Origin of the sequence: Stella humosa (assembly GCF_006738645.1) — a bacterium.
Lineage (GTDB): Bacteria > Pseudomonadota > Alphaproteobacteria > ATCC43930 > Allostellaceae > Allostella > Allostella humosa.
The window spans coordinates 2,734,105-2,753,672 of sequence record NZ_AP019700.1 but is presented as its reverse complement, the minus strand read 5'-3'; the positions used below and the strand labels follow the sequence as shown (position 1 = coordinate 2,753,672).

General features: G+C 69.4%; 20 protein-coding genes and 1 tRNA gene. 13 read left to right on the top strand and 8 right to left on the bottom strand.

Annotation, left to right across the window (positions count from 1 at the left end; genetic code table 11):
- The first annotated feature begins 50 nt into the window (after positions 1-50).
- The gene (locus tag STVA_RS12900) at positions 51-1,550 is read left to right on the top strand and encodes a class I adenylate-forming enzyme family protein (RefSeq protein ID WP_170216319.1); all 1,500 of its coding nucleotides are present in this window, start codon (positions 51-53) and stop codon (positions 1,548-1,550) included.
- Positions 1,551-1,727: 177 nt separating this feature from the next.
- Here the strand turns inward: STVA_RS12900 and STVA_RS12895 are convergent, their stop codons facing one another.
- Together STVA_RS12895 and STVA_RS12890 are read right to left on the bottom strand one after the other, a co-directional pair.
- Positions 1,728-2,153 carry an MAPEG family protein gene (locus tag STVA_RS12895; RefSeq protein WP_123688337.1) on the bottom strand — a complete coding sequence of 142 codons (426 nt, stop codon included), beginning with the start codon at positions 2,151-2,153 and terminating at the stop codon, positions 1,728-1,730.
- Positions 2,150-3,226, bottom strand: a complete 1,077-nt coding sequence (locus tag STVA_RS12890) for an alpha/beta hydrolase (protein ID WP_142235757.1) — start codon at positions 3,224-3,226, stop codon at positions 2,150-2,152. The genes STVA_RS12895 and STVA_RS12890 overlap by 4 nt, the downstream gene beginning before the upstream one ends.
- A 5-nt stretch (positions 3,227-3,231) precedes the next feature.
- On the opposite strand from STVA_RS12890, the gene STVA_RS12885 reads away from it, so the two are divergent.
- On the top strand, positions 3,232-3,810 hold the full coding sequence (locus STVA_RS12885; protein ID WP_170216318.1) for a TetR/AcrR family transcriptional regulator: 579 nt from the start codon (positions 3,232-3,234) through the stop codon (positions 3,808-3,810).
- A gap of 292 nt (positions 3,811-4,102) precedes the next feature.
- Here the strand turns inward: STVA_RS12885 and STVA_RS12880 are convergent, their stop codons facing one another.
- On the bottom strand, positions 4,103-5,554 hold the full coding sequence (locus STVA_RS12880; RefSeq protein WP_123688334.1) for a hypothetical protein: 1,452 nt from the start codon (positions 5,552-5,554) through the stop codon (positions 4,103-4,105).
- 332 nt (positions 5,555-5,886) lie between these two features.
- Positions 5,887-5,974, bottom strand: a tRNA-Ser gene (locus STVA_RS12875).
- Between the two features lie 111 nt (positions 5,975-6,085).
- On the opposite strand from STVA_RS12875, the gene STVA_RS12870 reads away from it, so the two are divergent.
- Complete coding sequence (locus tag STVA_RS12870; protein ID WP_123688333.1) at positions 6,086-6,907, top strand: YdcF family protein; 822 nt, start codon at positions 6,086-6,088, stop codon at positions 6,905-6,907.
- Here STVA_RS12870 and STVA_RS12865 read toward each other — a convergent pair.
- Positions 6,890-7,096: a hypothetical protein gene (locus STVA_RS12865; RefSeq protein WP_123688332.1), complete on the bottom strand. Its 207-nt coding sequence runs from the start codon at positions 7,094-7,096 to the stop codon at positions 6,890-6,892. The genes STVA_RS12870 and STVA_RS12865 overlap by 18 nt on opposite strands.
- Positions 7,097-7,172: 76 nt before the next feature.
- Between STVA_RS12865 and STVA_RS12860 the strand changes: the two genes are divergently transcribed.
- The 10 genes from STVA_RS12860 (at position 7,173) to STVA_RS12815 (ending at position 17,108) form a co-directional block, all read left to right on the top strand.
- Complete coding sequence (locus STVA_RS12860) at positions 7,173-8,216, top strand: lytic murein transglycosylase (RefSeq protein ID WP_245978188.1); 1,044 nt, start codon at positions 7,173-7,175, stop codon at positions 8,214-8,216.
- Positions 8,213-9,379 carry a septal ring lytic transglycosylase RlpA family protein gene (locus STVA_RS12855; RefSeq protein WP_123688330.1) on the top strand — a complete coding sequence of 389 codons (1,167 nt, stop codon included), beginning with the start codon at positions 8,213-8,215 and terminating at the stop codon, positions 9,377-9,379. The genes STVA_RS12860 and STVA_RS12855 overlap by 4 nt, the downstream gene beginning before the upstream one ends.
- A complete protein-coding gene (locus tag STVA_RS12850; protein WP_123688329.1) occupies positions 9,376-10,533 on the top strand; it encodes a D-alanyl-D-alanine carboxypeptidase family protein in 1,158 nt (385 codons plus the stop codon). Before STVA_RS12855 ends, STVA_RS12850 begins: the two co-directional genes overlap by 4 nt.
- The gene (gene tmk / locus STVA_RS12845) at positions 10,530-11,189 is read left to right on the top strand and encodes a dTMP kinase (RefSeq protein WP_245978186.1); all 660 of its coding nucleotides are present in this window, start codon (positions 10,530-10,532) and stop codon (positions 11,187-11,189) included. Before STVA_RS12850 ends, tmk begins: the two co-directional genes overlap by 4 nt.
- Positions 11,186-12,265, top strand: coding sequence for a DNA polymerase III subunit delta' (locus tag STVA_RS12840; RefSeq protein ID WP_123688328.1), 1,080 nt, complete (start codon positions 11,186-11,188; stop codon positions 12,263-12,265). The genes tmk and STVA_RS12840 overlap by 4 nt, the downstream gene beginning before the upstream one ends.
- 54 nt (positions 12,266-12,319) lie before the next feature.
- Complete coding sequence (metG, locus tag STVA_RS12835; RefSeq protein ID WP_123688327.1) at positions 12,320-13,858, top strand: methionine--tRNA ligase; 1,539 nt, start codon at positions 12,320-12,322, stop codon at positions 13,856-13,858.
- Positions 13,858-14,649 (top strand): TatD family hydrolase, encoded by a 792-nt coding sequence (locus STVA_RS12830; protein ID WP_123688326.1) that lies wholly within the window; start codon positions 13,858-13,860, stop codon positions 14,647-14,649. The genes metG and STVA_RS12830 overlap by 1 nt, the downstream gene beginning before the upstream one ends.
- The gene (locus STVA_RS12825; RefSeq protein ID WP_123688325.1) at positions 14,646-15,413 is read left to right on the top strand and encodes an MBL fold metallo-hydrolase; all 768 of its coding nucleotides are present in this window, start codon (positions 14,646-14,648) and stop codon (positions 15,411-15,413) included. Before STVA_RS12830 ends, STVA_RS12825 begins: the two co-directional genes overlap by 4 nt.
- Positions 15,414-15,533: 120 nt before the next feature.
- Positions 15,534-16,301 carry a nucleoside triphosphate pyrophosphohydrolase gene (gene mazG / locus STVA_RS12820; RefSeq protein WP_245978235.1) on the top strand — a complete coding sequence of 256 codons (768 nt, stop codon included), beginning with the start codon at positions 15,534-15,536 and terminating at the stop codon, positions 16,299-16,301.
- Between the two features lie 39 nt (positions 16,302-16,340).
- Positions 16,341-17,108 (top strand): SDR family oxidoreductase, encoded by a 768-nt coding sequence (locus STVA_RS12815; RefSeq protein ID WP_170216317.1) that lies wholly within the window; start codon positions 16,341-16,343, stop codon positions 17,106-17,108.
- 51 nt (positions 17,109-17,159) lie between these two features.
- On the opposite strand, the gene STVA_RS12810 is transcribed toward STVA_RS12815, so the two are convergent.
- The 3 genes from STVA_RS12810 to STVA_RS12800 all read right to left on the bottom strand — a co-directional run bounded on the left by STVA_RS12810 (position 17,160) and on the right by STVA_RS12800 (position 19,549).
- Positions 17,160-17,792 carry a hypothetical protein gene (locus STVA_RS12810; RefSeq protein ID WP_123688323.1) on the bottom strand — a complete coding sequence of 211 codons (633 nt, stop codon included), beginning with the start codon at positions 17,790-17,792 and terminating at the stop codon, positions 17,160-17,162.
- A gap of 63 nt (positions 17,793-17,855) precedes the next feature.
- A complete protein-coding gene (locus tag STVA_RS12805) occupies positions 17,856-18,671 on the bottom strand; it encodes an inositol monophosphatase family protein (protein ID WP_123688322.1) in 816 nt (271 codons plus the stop codon).
- The gene (locus STVA_RS12800; RefSeq protein ID WP_123688321.1) at positions 18,671-19,549 is read right to left on the bottom strand and encodes an aminotransferase class IV; all 879 of its coding nucleotides are present in this window, start codon (positions 19,547-19,549) and stop codon (positions 18,671-18,673) included. The genes STVA_RS12805 and STVA_RS12800 overlap by 1 nt, the downstream gene beginning before the upstream one ends.
- Between the last annotated feature and the right edge of the window lie 19 nt (positions 19,550-19,568).

Genomic DNA, 19,568 nt, shown 5'->3' with positions numbered 1-19,568 from the left:
CGTGGACGAGCGATCAGGCAGCGGCCGCCCCTGGCCGGTGGGAGCATCCGATGACAGCGACACAGGCATGGTTCGGCGCGGCGATCGGCCGGCATGCGGCCCTCCATCCCCTGGCACCCGCGATCATCGGCAACGATGGCACGCTGGCGTTCCAGGACGCCCACCGCGCGATCGAGGGGATCGCGGCCATGCTGCTGCGGCACGGTGTTCGTCCGGGACGGCCGCTGGCACTGATGCTTGGCGGCCGGGCGGACGACCTGCTGCTGCTGTTCGCCTGCCATCGGCTGGGCGTGCCGGTGCTGGTGCTGTCCGTGCAGGACCCAGTTCCGCTCGCCAATGCGCTGATCGCCCGGGCAGCGGCCGACCTGGTCGTCTCCGGCGGTTCCCCCGTGGCGCCGGGGTTGAGCGTGCCTTCCATTGCGGTAGGACCGGACTGGATGACGGCCGATCCGGGCGCCCTGCCGCCGCCGCCGGACGCGACCGCTCCCTGCTATCTCGGCCGGTCCTCTGGCACCACCGGGGGCGTGCCGAAGCTGGTGATGAGCACCCACGCGCTGGAGATGGCCGACCTCGACATCGGCTGGTCGCGCTTCCCGTTGCACGCGGAGGACCGGTACCTGGCGGTCATCGGCTTCCAGTTCGGGGTCGGCCGCAGCGGGGCGCAGCGCGCGCTGCTGCGGGGTGGCGCGGTCGTCCTGGCCCAGCCGTTCCGCGCCATGGCCGACCTAGTGGCCACAGCCCGGCGTCACGGCGCCACCTGGACGAAACTGACGCCGACCCATCTGCGCCATATCCTGGCCGCCGCACCCCCGGACGGGCAGTTGCTGCCGGGCATGCGGATCCTCGCCGGTACCGGCCCGCTGGCCCCGGCCGAGCGGCGCGCCATCCTGCGCCGGGTCTCGTCCGAGCTCTATATCGACTACGCCACCAATGAGGTCGGCTCCCTCGCCATGGCCACGCCCGAGGATGTGCGCCGCAACCCCGCGGGCGTCGGCCGGCCGGTCGCCGGGATGGAGATGCAGGTGGTGGACGAGCACGACCGGCCCTGTCCGCCAGCGACGATCGGCACGCTGCGTTTCCGCGGCCCGCTCTTCCCCCACGATTACCAGCACATCGTGCCGGGGGCATCGAGCCGCTTTGTCGACGGCTGGTTCTATCCGGGCGATGCCGGCATCATCGACGGGGATGGCCAGCTCGTGCTGAAGGGGCGGGTGGACGACCTCATCGTCATGGGCGGCACGAAGATCTATCCGGCCGACGTCGAGGACTGCCTGGCGGGCCACCCCGCGGTCGCCGGGGTGGCCGTCGTCGGCATCCCCGATCGCACCCGCGGCGTGGCGGCGACCGCGGCGGTGGTGCTGCGATCACCGGTGCGGATGCGGGACCTGCTGGCCCATTGCCATGCCACCCTCGGCGTGGCGGCCAGCCCGGTCCGCTTGGTGAAACTGGACGCCATGCCCCTCAACGAGATGGGGAAGATCGACCGGGTGGCGCTGCGCCGGTTGCTGGTGGATGCCGGGCGGGCGTCGAAGGGTCCCGGCCATGGGTGACGGCTTCGGCGTGCAGCGCAATGAGCTGGCGCATGCCACCTGCCGCTGATGGCGGCATCTCGGCGTACGATGCTTATGCTTTCGCGGACTTCACTCGTCATGCGAGGGCCCGGCACGGCAACCACAGCCTCCCTCCCCAGCCTCGGATGGACAACCTCCATAGCGGGTACAACCAGCTCACGTTCCCAGCGCGTCTATCGCAAACACGAGCCACGCAGCCAGTAGAACCAGATTGCCGACCATAAACACCGGCGTCCTGATGTAGAGGCGATTGAATGCGACTTGGCTCAAGGCGTGAGCCCAGCGAAGCGCGACATAGCACCATGCCAACGTGGCAATCAGAGGATCCTCCAGCGGGACGGCTATCGCGAATGCGATCAACACATAGAAAAGAACGGGAAACTCGAACTGGTTGGCGAGCTGCCGGGTTGGCCGCAATACCGATGGCGGCGCACCCCGACCATCGAACTCCTCGTAGAAGGATAGCGAGCGCCGGTTTCGCGCGAGGTCGAGGGCACGGGTGACGAGGATCGTCAGACCGGTCAGGAAGGACAGAGCAACCAAGCTGAGGACCTGCGGAAGGTACATCTGCGCAGCGGTCATGCGGCTCTTCCCATCACGGATCCAGGATGGGCCACCGGGGCGGCCGGCGTCGTCGCCAGAAAGGCGAGCATGGCGATGATCGCCTTGTCGAAGAGGTCGCCGAAATAGATATCGAAATGCCCGGCGTCGAAATGGACCGCCTCACCGCGCGGGGCGAGGCGGGCGACCTTGGCGATGACCGCGGACGGGGTGATCTCGTCCCTGTCGGTCACGATCATCAGCAGCTTGGCCTGGATACGCCTAGCCTGCCGGATCGGGCGGTAGAAGGGGATGCGCAGGACGAACCGGGCGCCGATGAGATTGCGCCATGGCGACGGGCCCTCGATCATCGCCTGGTAGCTCGCCTCGGCACCCGGCGCGGTCATGAGGGCCAACTGACCCGGCTCGGCGGCAAGCTTGATGTAGTATGGTGCGCCACCAAAGAGCCCGCGCACCTGATCGGCCAGGCCGGCGAGCATCCAGCGGAACGCAAGGACGGGCGGCGCCTTGATGGCGGCCGCCAGACCATCGACGACGGCACACTGCGCGATCACCGCGGCAAGGCCCGGCCGCGTCGCCCCGACGGCCACGGCATGGCCCCCGCCAAAGGAGGTGCCGAAGAGGACGACCTTGCCCGGATCGATCATGTCGAGGCACCCCACATGGTCAATGGCAGCATGGATGTCGGCGTGCTGGCCGCTGATATCGCAGAGGATTCGTGCGTTCCCTTCGCTGGTCCCCCACCCACGATAGTCGAACGCGAACACCGCATAGCCGGCGCGCGTGAAGTGCTCCGCATAGGCGCCGACGCGGACCTGTCGGATCGCCCCGATGCCGTGTGCGAAGACGATGCAGGGGTGGGGGCCGGGTCCGTCGGGCAGATAGAGCCACGCGTCGCAGCGCTCTCCGCCGGATGTGAAATGCGCATCGCTCCTGGTCATGGTCGTCTCCTCGAACCCGCCTTGCGGAACATCGCTGGCCTGGCAATAATCCGAGCATATACTCAGTTTCACAACTCGGGTTCGACAAAGGCAAGAAGGTGATGCGCGCGACGGCGACGAAGCCCCGGAAAATACCGGTTCAGGCGCGTTCAAGGCGGATGGTGGCGACGATCCTTCAAGCGACCGCTCAGGTTTTGATGAGCCATGGCTATGATCGAACCACCACCAACCTCGTCGCCGAGAAGGCGGGGGTCAGCATCGGTTCGCTCTACGAATATTTCCCGAACAAGGAGGCGCTGGTCGCCGCCCTGGCGGCGGCGCATGTCGAGGAACTGATGGCGCGGGTCGATGCAGTGCTGAGCCTGCCCGGCGACGAGACGCCGAAATCCATCGTCGCCGGCTTGATCCGCGCCGGCCTGGACGCACACCGGGTGGACCCTGCGCTGCACAAGGTGCTGGTGGAACAGGTCCCAAGGATCGGCGATCTGGCCGCCTCGCTAGACATCAGTTCTGTGCTGCAACGAAGGATCGAGGCCGACCTGGGACGGCGCGCGCCCCATCTCCCCCACGCCCAGGTGCGGATCACCGCCTTGGTCCTCGAGACGTGCATCGAAGCGCTCAGCCACCGAGCCGTCGTCGAAACGCCGAACTGGCTGGAAACCGGTGCGATCGAGCGAGAAGCGCTGCGCCTGCTCGAGCCCTATATCGAACGCGTCCTGACCTCGGGCCAGGCCTGATCCGTCCAGCCTACGGAGCAGATGACATCCGGTTCGCGGAGCCGCTGCGGATCACGCTCCAGCGCCGTCAAGTCCGCCCGATGCAGGATGCCGGCGACGTCATTCCGGCCGCAGTTCCTCCGGGTGTTCTTCGAGGTGGTGGGTGGCGAGTTCGGTCCGCCGGTCGATCGGTGCGTCGCCTTTCTCCAGGCCAGCGCGGCCCGGTCGGAGCCGCCAAGGGCGGCCGCCGCCCTGACCTGCGATAGGCCAAGGCGGCGCCGCCACGCTTTGATCGCCTCAGGTGTCACGGCGGCTACATGATCAGGAAGTCGTCGGCCAGCAGTTGGGCCGGCGTCACCCCCAGGATCTCCAGCTTATGGCCGTTGCCGACATCGAGGAGCGCCGCACCTCCGCCGCCGGTCGTAGCCAAGGCGAGGGCCTGCTGGCTCGTGAACACGCCGGTGCCGTTGATGTCGGCCTGGATCACGATCTTGTCGCCCTGCGACCGATTGAAGTCGTGGATGACGTCCCACCCGCCGTTCGAGTGGATGACGAACATGTCCGCACCTGGGCCGCCGAACAGCATATCGTTCTCCAGATCGCCGGACAGCGTGTCGTTGCCGTCCTCGCCATACAGGCTGTCCTGTCCCGGCCCGCCAAAGACGCCATCGTTGCCGATACCGCCATAGACGCTGTCGTTGCCGATGTTGCCATTGACATGCCAGTCGTCACCCTCGCCGCCGTCGACCAGGTCGTCGTCCTGGCCGCCACGGACGAAGTCGGCGCCGGAGCCGCCCAGGACCGTGTCCTGGCCACGGTTGCCGTTGACGTCGTCACCATCCTCGTCGCCGTTGATGGAATCATTGTCATCGCCGCCCAGGATTAGGTCGGCGCCTTCGTTGCCGCGCAGCGTATCCGCCCCGGCCTCGCCCAGGATCAGATCGTCGCCGCCGACGCCGCGCGCGCCGTCATCGCCCGCTCCGAGCAGGAGGGCGTCGTCGCCGCCCTGACCATGGACCCAGTCGGTGTTCTCGGTGCCCACGATCGTGTCGGGGGAGTCGCTGCCGTAGGTCATGTTGCCGATCGTCCCCGGTTCCGACAGGCCATACGCATACTGCAGCGCCCGGACGTCGAAGGGACCCAGCACCACCGGCCATCCGGTGGCGTCGGCGCTGGGGTAGTAGGACATGACGGTGTTGTCCCAGTTGTCCAACTCCGGTGGCAGGTAAGGCGGTGGCGGCGGGCTCCTCGTTCCGTTGTTGTAGTTGCCCGGATGGGCCAGCCCTACCGCATGGCCGATCTCATGTAGCAGCGTCCCGTAGACCGGACCGCCCGGCGAAATCGGCCAGTAGACGATCTGCTGGCGCGCATCGAGCCATACGTCGCCGCCGCTCTCCAACTCGGGCCACACGTCGTTGGCGCTGACATAGCTCAGGCGCGGGTAGTTGGCCCGGCCGAGGGAGCCCGGCGTAAGGTCATCGCCCAAGCCCAGGCGGATCAGGCCGCCGGCGCCGGAATCATCAACCTCGACGAAGTGCAGGTTCGATACCGCTTCGTAGTGATTGAGGATATCGCGCGTGGCTTCCTTCAGGCTGTCGGGGAATTCGCCGAAGCTGCCGATGGCATAGTCGGGACGCCGGGTCATGAAGGAGTAGGTGACCGTCATCGGCGTGCCGACGATCTCGCCCGAGGCGACGTTCCACAGGCGGAGCGTCGGCCGTCGGATCAGCGTGCCGACGATCGAGTCGCCACTCGTCGTGTCCATGTGAACGAGCCTCTCAGGAAGGGTCGCGCAAGCACGCCGGGGCGTGTTTGACTATCGGACCACCTCGACCACCGCCGATCGGGCGTTAGCGTAGTTATGAGGGGGCGGGACCGTCAATTGGACCGTCCAGATCGGTCGACCTTGCGGGCCGACAGGGGCGCGATACACTTCGGTATTTTTCGTCCGTCGAACTTTCCTGCCCAACATCTTGCCCATCAAGGAGACATGGATTGAGGCGGTCAAGCGTGGATGGACGTGGACAGTCAGATACGAAAAAAGCCCCATTTCCGGGGCGTTTCCGCAACATCTGTGGACGGTGGTGGACGGGTCGCTGGCGGATGGGGTGGGATTCGAACCCACGAGGCGTTGCCGCCCGCCGGTTTTCAAGACCGGTGCATTAAACCGCTCTGCCACCCATCCTGCGCGCGGCCGCGCGACTGATACGATGGCGGGGGCAGGGGCGTCCACTGCGCGATAGGGGGCGGGTCTGCCCAAGTTTCGCCACGGCTTTGCGGCAATCATGGCGCGGGGATGAGTTTCGCGCTGGGCAAGATCTTCTGGTTCCTGACGGCACCGGCCAATCTCCTGCTGCTGTTCGTGGCCGCGGGGTGGGTGCTGCTCGTCCTCGGCGCGCGGCGGCTGGGGCATGGGCTGCTGGCGCTGGGCGTGCTTGGCATGGCGGCGATCGCCGTGCTGCCGGTGGGAGCGTGGCTGCTGACGCCGCTCGAGGACCGCTTCCCGCGGCTGGACCGCGTCGACGAGCCGGTGGCCGGCATCGTCGTGCTGGGCGGCAGCATCGATTCCGCCCTCTCGGCCGCGCGCGGGCACCCGGCGCTGACGCAGTATGGCGACCGGCTGGTGGCGGCCGCCATCCTGGCCCGCCGGCACCCGGACGCGCGCGTGCTCGTCACCAGCGGGGAGGCGGCACTGCTGCCCCAGGGGCACAGCGAGGGGCCCTACATGCGCCAGATGCTGATCGACCTCGGCGTGGCACCCGAACGCATCCTGCTGGAGGAGAAATCCCGCAACACGGCCGAGAACGCCAGCATGGCCCGGCTGGTGGCGGCGCCCGGTCCCGACGATCGCTGGCTGCTCGTCACCTCGGCCTTCCACATGCCGCGCGCAGTCGGCTGCTTCCGGCGGCTCGGCTGGGACGTGGTGCCCTACCCGACGGACTTCATGACGACGGGGCGGGGCGGGCTGTCGTTCGGGTTCAACCTGAAGGCCGGGCTGGAACGCACCCACCTGGCGGTGAAGGAGTGGCTGGCGCTGGCGGCCTACCGCCTGCTCGACCATACCGACACGCTGTTCCCCGGGCCATTGACCACCGGCCCGTCAGCGGCCCGGCCCTGACATGCCGCCGCCCAGCAACCACAGGATGCTCCACAGGATCGCCGCCCCCAGGCCCAGCCCGAGCAGGGCCACGGCCGCGATCCGGGCCACCCGCCGCAGGGGCGAGCCCGCCGGCAGCATCCGCTCGGACAGGAAGAAAAGGAGCGCCAGCATGGCGACGAGCGAGAAGATCCGGCCATCCTCGATCATCGATCGACTCCTTTCCGTTGCGTGGCCCCGTGCCAGGGCGTTGAGCCAGACTCGACCTTCGTGGCAGAGAGTGCCCATGGTCTGCAATCCCCGCTCGCCACCGCGCCGTATGGCGGCTGCCATCCTGGCGGCCGGCTTGGCATTGGGCGGTCCGGCGCTGGGCGTCATGGGCGCGGCCGGCCTGCCGGCGCGACCGGCCGCCGCGGCCGAGCAGCCTTTCCCGGTCTGGCTCGACGAGCTGCGGCGCGAGGCGCTGGCGGGCGGCATCTCGCCCGGCGTGCTCGACCGCGCGCTGGCCGGGCTGGAGCCGAACCCCCGCGTCATCGAGCTCGACCGGCGCCAGCCGGAAGGGACGATGACGTTCGCGACCTATCGCACCCGCGTCGTCGCCCGCCAGCGGATCGACCAGGGCCGCCAGCTCCTGGCCGACAACCGCCAGCTCCTGGCCGCCGTCGAGCAGCGCTACGGCGTGCCGGCCCCCTTCATCGTCGCCCTGTGGGGGGTGGAGACGAGCTACGGCCGGGTCACCGGCAATTTCCCCGTCGTGACTTCGCTGGCCACGCTCGCCTATGACGGCCGCCGGGCGGAGCTGTTCCGCGGCGAGTTGATCAACGCGCTGCGCATCCTCGACCAGGGCCACATCACGGCCGATGGCATGCTGGGGTCCTGGGCCGGGGCCATGGGCCAGAGCCAGTTCATGCCATCGAGCTTCCTCAACTTCGCGGTCGACTATGACGGCGACGGCCGGCGCGACATCTGGGGCACGCGCAGCGACGTCTTCGCCTCGATCGCCAACTACCTATCCTCGTCCGGCTGGACGCCCGGCGGCTGGGGGCGCGAGGTGCGGGTGCCGGCCGGCATGGTCCTGCCCACCAGCGCCATCGCCGGGGCCGACGACCAGCGGCCGATGGCCGAATGGGCCGCCCGCGGCCTCGTCCAGGCCGACGGTAGCCCGCTGCCGATGGACGGTTCGACCGCCGGCCTCGTCCTGCCCGAGCGCGACGGCACCGGGCCGGCCTTCCTCGTCCACCCGAACTATCGCGTGCTGCTGCGATGGAACCGTTCGACCTATTTCGCGCTGGCCGTGTCCGAGCTGGCCGACCGGCTGGCCCAGCCATGAGCTGGCGGCTCACCCCCCGGGCGGTCGCCGCCACCGCGCTGGCCCTGCTGCTGGGCGCCTGCGCGGCCACGCCCGAGACGGGCGGCGGGCCGGTCGCCAGCGGGCCCAAGGCCGGCTCGCCGCGCGGCGTCTTCAAGGTGGGCAACCCCTACCAGATCTTCGGCACCTGGTATTATCCCAAGGAGGACTACGAGTACCGGGAGACCGGCATCGCCTCCTGGTACGGGACCGATTTCCATGGCAAGGCCACCGCCAATGGCGAGGTCTACGACATGAACGACCTGACGGCGGCGCACCGCACGCTGCCGCTGCCGTCGGTCGTGCGCGTGACCAACCTCGACAACGGCCGCTCGATGACCTTGCGCGTGAACGATCGCGGGCCCTTCGCGCGCAACCGCATCATCGACATCTCGCGCCGCGGCGCCCAGCTCCTGGGCTTCGAGCGGCAGGGCACGGCCAAGGTCCGGGTCGAGATCATGGCGGCCGAAAGCGAGCAACTGGCGCAGATCTATCGCGGCTCCACCACCATCGGCCAGGCGCTGGCGCGCACGCCGGGCCTGCCGGACCCGTCGGCCGTGTCCGTGGCATCCGTCGTGGTCCCGGGCCCCGTGCAGGTGCCGCCGCCGGCACTGCCCATCGGCTTGTCGCCGGTGGGGGCGCCGCCGATCGATGCGACCACGCCGGTGGTGCCGATTATCGGCGGGACAACGCCGCCGCCGGCCCAGGCGATCGTAGGCGCATCCGTGCCGATGGCCGTCCAGCCGCTGGCGCCGCCGCCAGCCATGGCGATCGAGCAGGTGCCGCTGGCGCCGCCGCCTGGCGTGCCGGTGGCGCGATCCGCACCGGCCCCGGTCCTGGTCGCGTCCGCCCCGCCACCCCGTGCCGTGGTCGACGCACCGCAGTCCGGCGTCGTCACGGTGGAGCCGGTGCGCCCGACCCAGATCTATGTCCAGGCCGGCGCCTTCTCGCAGCGCGCCAATGCCGACCGCGTGCGCCAGTCGATCGCCGCCAACGGCCGCGTCCAGGTCACCACCGTCGGCGTCAGCGGCGCGCCGATCCACCGCGTTCGCCTCGGTCCGCTGCGCTCGGTCGAAGAAGCCGACCAGGCATTGGCCCGCATCGCCCAGGCCGGCTACCCCGAAGCACGGATCATCGTCGAATGACCAACGCCCGCGCCTTCCTGCCTGCCTCGCTGTCGGCGGCCATCCTGGCCGCGGCACTCGTCCTGTTCCAGCCCGCGGCCGCCCGGGCGCAGGAGTTCCAGACCGACGCCCGGGCCGCCGTCGTCGTCGATTTCGACACGGGCGCCGTGCTCTATACCAAGGAGGCCGACCGCCGCATCCCGCCCGCCTCGATGAGCAAGATCATGACGATGTATGTCGTGTTCGACCTCATCCGGCAGGGCAAGCTGGCGCTGACCGACGAGTTGCCGGTCAGCCGGACCGCCTGGGAGATGGGCGGCTCGAAGATGTTCGTGAAGGTCGACACGCGGGTGAAGGTCGAGGACCTGATCCGCGGCGTCATCGTCCAGTCCGGCAACGATGCCTGCCTCGTGCTGGCCGAGGGGCTGGCCGGGTCCGAGGCCGCCTTCGTCAAGCTGATGAACGAGAAGGCCAAGTCGATCGGCCTGGTCGACAGCAACTTCGCCAACGTCACCGGCTGGCCGCACCCCGACCACTACATGTCGGCCAACGACCTGGCGCGCCTGGCCCGGCGCATGATCGTCGACTTCCCCGAGCGCTACCGCGTCTATTCGGAGCGCGACTTCACCTATGGCGGCATCAAGCAGGGCAACCGCAACCCGCTGCTCTATCGCCCGACCGGCACCGACGGCCTGAAGACCGGCCACACCGACGAGGCGGGCTACGGGCTGACGGCATCGGCCGTGCGCGATGGTCGCCGCCTGATCATGGTGGTGACCGGGCTGCCGTCCATGCGCGCCCGCTCGCAGCAGTCCGAGCGGCTGCTGGAGTGGGCCTTCCGCGAGTGGGAGAACTACACGCTGGCCCGCGCCGGCCAAGCGGTCGAGACGGCCGAGGTGTGGCTGGGGGCGGCCGAGACCGTGCCGCTGCAGGCGGGCGCCGACATCAAGATCACCATTCCGCGCCGCAGCCGCGACCAGATCAAGGCGGTCGCCGTCTATGACGGGCCGGTCGCGGCCCCGATCGCGGCCGGCCAGCGCATCGGCACGATGGAGGTGCGCCTGGGCGACCGCAAGCTGGGCGAGGGGCCGCTGGTGGCGGGTGCGGCCGTCGATCGCCGCAACGTCTTCGGCCGCCTGACGGCCGCCGTCAGCCATATCGTGACGGGGAAGTGACCGCGGCCGCCGGCCCGGTGGCGCGCGGCCGCTTCATCACCTTGGAGGGCGGCGAGGGGGCGGGCAAGTCGACCCAGCTCGCCCTCCTGGCGCGTTTCCTGGAAGGGGCCGGCGTGCCGCTGCTGCGAACGCGCGAGCCGGGCGGCTCCACCGGGGCCGAGGCGATCCGCACGCTGATCCTGACCGGCGCGGTCGACCGCTGGGACGCCCGCACCGAGGCGCTGCTCGTGGCGGCCGCCCGGCGCGACCATGTGGAGCGCACCATCCGGCCAGCGCTGGAGCAGGGGACCTGGGTGCTCTGCGACCGCTTCTTCGATTCGACGATGGCCTATCAGGGTATCGCCGGCGGGGTCGATCCGGCGGCGATCACTTGGCTGCGCGGCTTCGCCACGGACGGGCTGACGCCGGACCTGACCATCCTGCTCGACCTGCCGGTCGAGATCGGCATTGCCCGCACGGCCGCGCGGGCCGACGGCCGGCAGCGTTTCGAGCTGCGCGAGCCCGCCTTCCACGAGCGCCTGCGCCAGGCCTTCCAGGCCATCGCCGCGGCCGAGCCCGCGCGCTGCCGGCTGCTCGATGCCCGGGAAGGCGTCGATGCCCTGGCGGCGGCGATATCCGCCCTGGTGGCGACCCGCTTCGACCTGCCCCCGGCATGAGCGAGGCCGCGCCCGACGCCTTCGCGCCCGTATCCAGCCCATGCCTGTTCGGGCTGGAGCCGGCCGAGCGCGCCTTCCTGCGGGCCTGGCGCAGCGGCCGGATGCCCCATGCCTGGCTGGTGACGGGCCCGCGCGGCGTCGGCAAGGCGACGCTGGTCCATCGCTTCGCCCGCTTCGTGCTGTCGGGCGGCGACGGCGATGCCGGCGGCCTCTTCGGCGACCCGCCCGACACCTTGGCGGTGGAATCGCCGCGCGCCCGCCACATCGCCGCCGGCGGCCACCCGGACCTGCGCGTCGTCACCCGCGGCCTCAGCGACCGGGGGAAGCTGCGGCAGGAGATCGTCATCGACGACATCCGCGACCTCGGCCACTTCCTGCATCTGACGCCGGCCGGCGGCGGCTGGCGGGTGGCGATCGTCGATGCCGCCGACGACCTGAACCGCAATGCCGCCAACGCGCTCCTGAAGGTGCTGGAGGAGCCGCCGCGCAACGCACTGCTGCTGCTGACCAGCCACAGCCCCGGCCGCCTGCTGCCGACCATCCGCTCGCGCTGCCGCCGGCTGGCGCTGGAGCCGCTGCCGCCGGCAGCCGTGGAGGAGGGGCTGCGCGCCATCCGTCCCGGGATCGCAGACGACGCCGTCCCGGCCCTGGTGCAACTGGCCGAGGGCTCGATCGGGCGGGCGGTGTCGCTGGCCGACATGGACGGGGTCGAGGCCTACCGCGACCTGCTCGACCTGCTGGGGCAGTGGCCGCGCATGGAGTTGCCGGCGCTGATGGGTTGGGCCGACCGCTTCACCCGCGGCGAGGGGGAGGGGTTCGCACTGGCGCGCGAGCTGCTGTCGGGCCTGCTGGCGCGTGTGGTGGCGCTGGGCGCCGGCCGACCCTTGCCGGAGGCGGTGGCCGGCGAATTGGCGGTAACCCGGCGCCTTGTCGAAGGCGCTCGGCTTGATCGCTGGGTGACGCTGTGGGAAAAGACCAACGACCTGTTCGCCCGCGCCGACGGTCTCGATCTCGACCGCAAGCACGCGCTGCTGTCGTCCCTTCTGGCCTTCGAGACCGTGCGTTCGGCCGGTTGAGCCGGCGGTCCGGCGTCGCCGCCGCCCGGACCGGACCCTTCGAGGAGTGATCATATGTCCACGGGAGCGCCGTACTACATAACGACGCCCATCTATTACGTGAACGACGCGCCCCATATCGGGCACGCCTACACCACGCTGGCCTGCGACGTGCTGGCGCGCTTCATGCGGCTCGAGGGCCGCCAGGTGCGCTTTTTGACCGGCACCGACGAGCATGGCCAGAAGGTCGAGAAGTCAGCCCAGGCCGCGGGCGTCGACCCGCAGGCCTTCTGCGACCGGGTCTCGCAGAATTTCCGCGACCTCGCCACGGCGATGAACTTCTCGCACGACGACTTCATCCGCACGACCGAGCCGCGGCATATCGCGGCCTCGCAGGCGATCTGGAACGAGCTGAAGGCGAGGGGGCAGATCTATCTCGGCAGCTATGCCGGCTGGTATTCGGTGCGCGACGAGGCCTTCTATGCCGAGAGCGAACTGGTCGGTGGCAAGGCGCCGACGGGCGCCGATGTCGAGTGGGTGGAGGAGCCCAGCTACTTCTTCCGCCTGTCGGCGTGGCAGCAGCCGCTGTTGGAGCACTATGCGGCCCATCCGGACTTCATCGCGCCCGAGAGCCGGCGCAACGAGGTGGTGAGCTTCGTGCAGTCGGGCCTGCGCGACCTGTCCGTGTCGCGCACCAGCTTCGGCTGGGGCGTGCCCGTGCCGGACGATACCGACCACATCATGTATGTGTGGCTGGACGCGCTGACCAACTATATCACCGCCGTCGGCTATCCCGACACGAAGTCGGACGCCTTCGAGAGGTTCTGGCCGGCCTCGCTGCACATGGTGGGCAAGGACATCCTGCGCTTCCACGCCGTCTACTGGCCGGCCTTCCTGATGGCGGCCGGGCTGGAGCCGCCGCGGCGCGTCTTTGCCCATGGCTGGTGGACGATCGAAGGCCAGAAGATGTCGAAGTCGCTGGGCAACGTCGTCAACCCGCACGACCTGATCGACCGCTATGGCCTGGATCCCGTGCGCTACTTCCTGATGCGCGAGGTGCCGTTCGGCAATGACGGCGACTTCTCGGGCCGCCAGATGGTCCACCGCATGAACGGCGACCTGGCCAACGACTATGGCAACCTGGTCCAGCGCGTGCTGTCGATGGTCAACCGCAACTGCGAGGCGCGCACGCCGACGCCGGGGCCGTTCCAGGACGCCGACCAACGCCTGATGGGCTCGGCCGAGGCACTGCTGCCGATCGTCCGCGAGCTGCTGGAGCAGCAGTCCTTCCACCGCGCGCTGGAGGCGATCTGGGAGGTCATTGGTGCGGCCAACCGCTATGTCGACGAGCAGGCGCCCTGGACCCTGCGCAAGATCGATCCCGCGCGCGGGGCGACCGTCCTCTACAGCCTGGCCGAGACGATCCGCCGGGTGGCGGTGATGACGCAGCCCTTCATGCCGCAGGCATCGGCCAAGATCCTGGATCAGCTCGGCGTGCCGGCCGATCGCCGCGGCTTCGGTGATCTCGGCCCGTCCGCGGCGCTGGTGCCGGGCACGCCCTTGCCGAAGCCCGAGGGCGTGTTTCCGCGCCATGTCGAGCCCGAAGCGGCCTGATGCTCGTCGACAGCCACTGCCACCTCGACTTCGAGGATTTCGCGGCCGAGCGCGACGCGGTGATCGACCGGGCACGGGCGGCCGGCGTCGGCACGATGCTGACGATCGGCACCAAGCTGTCGGAGTTCGACCAGGTGCGGGCGATCGCCGAGGCCTATCCCGACATCTGGTGCTCTGTCGGCATCCATCCGCACGAGGCCGAGACCGAGGCCGACATCGATGCCGCCGGCCTGGTCGCGCTGGCCCGCCACCCGCGGGTCGTCGGCATCGGCGAATGCGGCCTCGACTTCTTCTACGACCACAGCCCGCGCGACCGGCAGGAGGCGGTGTTCCGCGTCCATGCCGATGCCGCCCGGCGCACGGGCCTGCCGCTCATCGTCCATTCCCGCGATGCCGACGACGAGATGATCCGGGTGCTGCAGGAGGAGAGCCATGGCGGGGCGCTGAAGGGCGTGCTGCACTGCTTCTCCAGCGGCCGGCTGCTGGCGGAGGAGGCGGTGAAGCTGGGATTCTACATCTCCTTCTCGGGCATCCTGACCTTCAAGAAGGCCGAGGAACTGCGCGAGATCGCCCGCGACCTGCCGGCCGACCGCCTGTTGGTGGAAACCGATGCGCCGTACCTGGCGCCCATTCCCCATCGGGGCAAGCGCAACGAACCGGCCTTCGTTGCCAGTACGGCGGCCAAACTGGCCGGAATACGCGGCCTGTCGGTGGCGGAGGTGGAGGCGCTGACGACCGAGAACTTCTTCCGCCTGTTCGATCGCGCGCAGCGGCCGGTTCCAGCGGCATGAAAGTGACGATGCTGGGCTGCGGCGGGTCCGGTGGCGTGCCCACGGTGGGCGGCGTCTGGGGCGTCTGCGACCCGGCCGAGCCGCGCAACACGCGCCGGCGCGTGTCGATCCTGGTGGAGCAGGGCGACACCGTCCTGATCGTCGACACCTCGCCCGATTTCCGCCAGCAGATGCTGGATGCCGACGTGCGGCGGCTGGACGCGGTGCTGTTCACCCATGCCCATGCCGACCATGTGCACGGCCTGGACGACCTGCGCTCGCTGAACCGCGTGATGCGCCGGCCGATCCCGGTGTTCGGCGACGCCGCGACGCTGGGCGAGCTCGGCCGGCGCTTCGACTATGCGTTCCGTGCTTTGGAGCCGGGCACCGCCAACTACTACAAGCCGACGCTGGAGGCGACCGTGGTCGACGGGCCGTTCCGTGTGGGCGAGATCGACATCGTGCCATTCGTCCAGGACCATGGCTACAGCCGGACGTTGGGATTCCGTTTCGGCCGCGTCGCATACTCGACCGATGTCGTGCGCCTGGACGAAGCCGCGTTCACGGTCCTGGCCGGCGTCGATGTCTGGATCGTCGACTGCCTGCGCGACGAGCCGCATCCGACCCATTCGCACCTGGCACAGACGCTCGATTGGATCGCCCGCGTGAAGCCCAAGCGTGCCATCCTGACCCACATGTGCGAGTTGCTCGATTACCGCGACCTGGCCGGCCGGCTGCCGCCCGGCGTCGAACCCGGCCATGACGGCCTGGTGATCCATCCATGATTTCCCATAATATACATTATGCGATCTTTGGATGGCTGGAGCCGTGCCGTGGATAGCCCCGCGCCTGACCCCATCGTGCCGGACCCCGCCGCCGTCGCCCTCGCCCGCATCCTCGCCATCATGGCCCGACTGCGCGATCCGGCGGACGGCTGCGAATGGGACCGCGCCCAGAGCTTTGCCACCATCGCGCCCTACACGATCGAGGAAGCCTACGAGGTGGCCGACGCCATCGACCAGCATGGCCGCGGCATGCCGGGCGCGCTCGATGCGCTGCGCGACGAACTGGGCGATCTCCTGTTCCAGGTCGTCTTCCACGCCCGCATGGCCGAGGAACTGGGCGCCTTCGACTTCGCCGGCGTGGCCGATGCGATATCGGACAAGATGATCCGGCGCCACCCGCACATCTTCGGCGGCGAAGCTGCATCCGCCGGCTGGGAAGCAATGAAGGCCGCCGAACGCGCGAAGGCCGCCGAGGCCGCGGGCCGCGCGGCCACCAGTGTCCTGGACGGGGTGCCGCTCGCCCTGCCCGCGCTGGCCCGCGCCGATAAGCTGCAGCGCCGTGCGGCCCGCGTCGGCTTCGACTGGCCGGATGCCGACGCCGTGCTGCCGAAGATCGACGAGGAAATGGCCGAGATCGCCGAGGCGCGCACCACTGGCGACGCCGAAAGAATATCAGACGAAGTCGGCGACCTGCTGTTCTCGGCCGTAAACCTCGCACGCAAGCTCAATGTCGATCCGGAAGTGGCACTAAAGAAAGCCAATTCCAAATTTGAAGGGCGCTTCCGCGGCATCGAGGACGCGCTCCGGGCCGATGGTCGCACGCCGGAGCAATCCAGTCTCGACGAAATGGAAGCCCTGTGGCAGCGGGTGAAGCACCGGGGTGCTTGAAGAAATCTCGATAACCGATTGATCAGAGAGGAGATTGTCATGCTTGATGCCAAGAACCTGACCGTGTTCGTGACCGGGGCCAGCTCCGGCTTCGGTGCCGCCACTGCCAAGCGCTTCGCCCAGGCCGGCGCCAAGGTCGTGATCTCCGGCCGCCGCGCCGACCGGATCGAGGCGCTGAAGGCCGAGATCGGCGGCGACCGCGTGCACGCCTTCACGCTCGACGTGCAGGATGCCGCCGCGGTCAAGGCCGCGGTCGATGGCCTGCCGGCGGCCTTCGCGGAAGTCGACGTGCTGGTGAACAATGCCGGCCTGGCGCTTGGCCTGGGCCCCGCCCAGACCGCCGACCTGGCCGACTGGGACACGATGATCGACACCAACGTGAAGGGGCTGGTCTACTGCACCCGGGCGATCCTGCCCGGCATGGTTGCCCGCGACCGCGGCCACATCATCAATCTCGGCTCGATGGCCGGCACCTATCCCTATCCCGGTGCCAACGTCTATGGTGCCACCAAGGCCTTCGTGAAGCAGTTCTCGCTGAACCTGCGCGCGGATGTCCATGGCCACCGTATCCGGGTTACCAACCTGGAGCCCGGCATGGCCGAGAGCGAGTTCTCCGAGGTCCGCTTCAAGGGCGACAAGGGCAAGGCCAAGGACGTCTACAAGGGCGTGCAGCCGATGACGCCCGAGGACATCGCCGAGACGATCTTCTTTGCGGCCACCCTGCCCGCCCACGTCAACCTGAACCGCATCGAGATGATGCCGGTGATGCAGGCGTTCGGGCCGCTGGTGATCAAGCGCGAGGGCTGACCGCGCAGCTCAGGTCCCGAGGGGCCGTGCGGGCCCCTCGGATGCCGGCTCCTATCCATTGCCTTGCCGAAGGACCGGCCGGTCCTTCGGCAGCGCTGCAATCACGCGGTCGAACGCGCCTAGGTCGCAGCGCTCGGCGTGGTGACGCACACCCGGCATGGCCGCCGGAAGGCCGAACTGCACCCGGCCCGGCATGATCTGGTCGATGGCGGCATACCAGCGCATCAGCGCCACCTGTAGGCGGACATGCAGTTCGAAGTTGCGGCGCCGACGCGTCGCATCGGCATGGGCGCGATCGCGGGCAATCTGCGGTTCGATCCGGCCGACAGCATAGGCGTCGGCGAAGCCGATCCGCCCGTCCCGGACCGTGTCGCGCGTCGCCTCGTGTTCGAGAAGCCAGTCGCGCTCGTCCGCCTCGCCGATCTGCCAGAGGCACCAGACATAGTGGAGCTTGAGCGGGTCGGTATCGCAGACCGCAACACGACCACCCTTCTCCATGGCGAGCGCCGCTTGCCAGCGATCGACATTGCGTTCCGCCCAGAACCGGGCCGCCGCCGCAGGATCTCGCCCCCGGTCCGGCACGCCGTCCAGGCGTCCGTGCTCAGGCACGACGCTGCCGCCGCCATGTTGCCCGCACCATGTCGTCTTCCCGCTCGCGCTGATGCCTTCGACCACCAGAATCATCGTCTGCCTAAGGCTCGCGCGCTGTCCTGGTCGTTCCGGCCGGACGGCAGAGGCTTTGCCGCTTTAGACGCGTTCCTCCGGCTTTCCCACCAGCACGCGGTGGATGGCGTCCCAGGAGGCCTGGTCGGGCGCCAGCAGCAGGCCGCCATCCAGGTGCGACGGGCGGTACGCCGAGCCGTCGAGGCGCGCACTGACGCCGCCGGCCTCCGTGTGGATCAACTGGCCGGCGGCATGGTCCCACGGCATCAGCCGGTGATAGAGCGAGAAATGGCTCTGGGCGCGGGTCAGGGCCAGGTACTCCTGGCCGGCGCAGCGTAGCTGGAAGACCGAGCCGACGCGCTCGGTGCGGCCGGCGATCTTGCGGATCAACGGGCGCTTGCCGTAGCGGAAGCTGACCGCACCCGACATGCTGGCGACGTCGTTGGAGGCGGCGACCTTCAGGCGCTGGCCTGCCATCCAGGCACCCTCGCCCCGCTCGGCCGTCACCATCACGCCGGTCAGCGGGTCGTGGATCCAGGCCGCGATCGCCTGGCCCTTCCAGGCCAGCGAGACCATGACCGCGAAAAGCGGCAGGCCGGCCGCGAAGTTGGCCGTGCCGTCGACCGGGTCGATGATCCAGGCCGGCGCCTCTTCCTCGATGCGGGCCAGGATGCCGGCATCCTTGGCGACCGCCTCCTCGCCGACCACGACCGATCCCGGCATGAGATCGCGGAAGCGGCGGTCGAGCGCATGCTCGGTCGCCTCGTCGGCCACCGTCACCAGGTCACCCGGCTTCTTCTCGCGGATATCGCCCGTCGCCAGGCGGCGAAAGCGCGGCACGATTTCTTCGGCCGCGACCGCCGCGATGATGCCGGCTACAGCGGGGACGTCGACTTTCATCACACGGTGACCATGCGCAAGGGGTGGTGACGCTGGCGGAAGCGCGCGACATCGGCCGGGTCGAGGCTGACGCGCAGGCGCGCCACCTCCCCCTCGTCGGCCCGCTCGATCACCTCGCCATGGCTGTAGAGCCAGGCGATGGCACCGCCGTCGCGTACGTCGAGTTCCAGGTCGTGCAGCGTGCGCGAGGCACCCAGCCGCTGGTCGATGAGGGTCAGCAGACGGTCCAGCCCCTCGCCGCTGATGGCCGAGAAGGCCACCTGCCCGTCCTGCCTCTCGGCCTGGCGGACCAGCTCCGCGCGGTCCTCGGCCTCCAGCAGGTCGATCTTGTTCAGCCCCTCGACCATGCCGTCGCGCTCGTCCACCTGCCAGGCCTCGTGCGCGCCGGCCTCGCGTGCCTGCTGCTTGCCCAGGCAGTTCGGCAGCAGCGCCACCGACTTGATGTCGCAGCGTTCCCAGCGGATGTCGGGAATGGTGATGACCTTCACCCCGTCGCGCATCAAGGCCGGGTTGGCGGGCTTGGTCCGCTTGGCCGTCATCACGACCGAGGTCTCGGCATTGGCCGGGAAGGCATGGTCGCGCGGGGCAACGCCGCGGGTGAGCTGCATGTAGATGATGCCGTCGACGACGCGGTTGCGGCGCACCACCTCGCGCATGATGTGGCCCAGGGCGGCGCGGCTCATCGGCCGGGCGATGCGCAGCTCGTCGAGCGAGCGTTCCAGCCGCACCATGTGGCCTTCCTCGTCGATCAGCGCGCCCTTGGCGATGGCGACGACCTCATAGACGCCGTCGGCGAACTGGTAGCCGCGATCCTCGACATGGACGGCGGCTTCGTGATGGGGAACGTACTGACCATTGACGTAGGCGATGCGCGACATGGCGGCCTCTCGCGACCCT

Excerpts from the sequence above, each read along its gene's own strand:
- STVA_RS12900 (WP_170216319.1), top strand. The coding sequence starts at position 51 with ATGACAGCGACACAGGCATGGTTCGGCGCGGCGATCGGCCGGCATGCG.
- STVA_RS12895 (WP_123688337.1), bottom strand. The coding sequence starts at position 2,153 with ATGACCGCTGCGCAGATGTACCTTCCGCAGGTCCTCAGCTTGGTTGCT.
- STVA_RS12885 (WP_170216318.1), top strand. The coding sequence starts at position 3,232 with ATGGTGGCGACGATCCTTCAAGCGACCGCTCAGGTTTTGATGAGCCAT.
- STVA_RS12880 (WP_123688334.1), bottom strand. The coding sequence starts at position 5,554 with ATGGACACGACGAGTGGCGACTCGATCGTCGGCACGCTGATCCGACGG.
- STVA_RS12870 (WP_123688333.1), top strand. The coding sequence starts at position 6,086 with ATGAGTTTCGCGCTGGGCAAGATCTTCTGGTTCCTGACGGCACCGGCC.
- STVA_RS12865 (WP_123688332.1), bottom strand. The coding sequence starts at position 7,096 with ATGATCGAGGATGGCCGGATCTTCTCGCTCGTCGCCATGCTGGCGCTC.
- STVA_RS12860 (WP_245978188.1), top strand. The coding sequence starts at position 7,173 with ATGGTCTGCAATCCCCGCTCGCCACCGCGCCGTATGGCGGCTGCCATC.
- STVA_RS12855 (WP_123688330.1), top strand. The coding sequence starts at position 8,213 with ATGAGCTGGCGGCTCACCCCCCGGGCGGTCGCCGCCACCGCGCTGGCC.
- STVA_RS12850 (WP_123688329.1), top strand. The coding sequence starts at position 9,376 with ATGACCAACGCCCGCGCCTTCCTGCCTGCCTCGCTGTCGGCGGCCATC.
- STVA_RS12840 (WP_123688328.1), top strand. The coding sequence starts at position 11,186 with ATGAGCGAGGCCGCGCCCGACGCCTTCGCGCCCGTATCCAGCCCATGC.
- metG (WP_123688327.1), top strand. The coding sequence starts at position 12,320 with ATGTCCACGGGAGCGCCGTACTACATAACGACGCCCATCTATTACGTG.
- STVA_RS12830 (WP_123688326.1), top strand. The coding sequence starts at position 13,858 with ATGCTCGTCGACAGCCACTGCCACCTCGACTTCGAGGATTTCGCGGCC.
- STVA_RS12825 (WP_123688325.1), top strand. The coding sequence starts at position 14,646 with ATGAAAGTGACGATGCTGGGCTGCGGCGGGTCCGGTGGCGTGCCCACG.
- mazG (WP_245978235.1), top strand. The coding sequence starts at position 15,534 with ATGGCCCGACTGCGCGATCCGGCGGACGGCTGCGAATGGGACCGCGCC.
- STVA_RS12815 (WP_170216317.1), top strand. The coding sequence starts at position 16,341 with ATGCTTGATGCCAAGAACCTGACCGTGTTCGTGACCGGGGCCAGCTCC.
- STVA_RS12810 (WP_123688323.1), bottom strand. The coding sequence starts at position 17,792 with ATGATTCTGGTGGTCGAAGGCATCAGCGCGAGCGGGAAGACGACATGG.
- STVA_RS12805 (WP_123688322.1), bottom strand. The coding sequence starts at position 18,671 with ATGAAAGTCGACGTCCCCGCTGTAGCCGGCATCATCGCGGCGGTCGCG.
- STVA_RS12800 (WP_123688321.1), bottom strand. The coding sequence starts at position 19,549 with ATGTCGCGCATCGCCTACGTCAATGGTCAGTACGTTCCCCATCACGAA.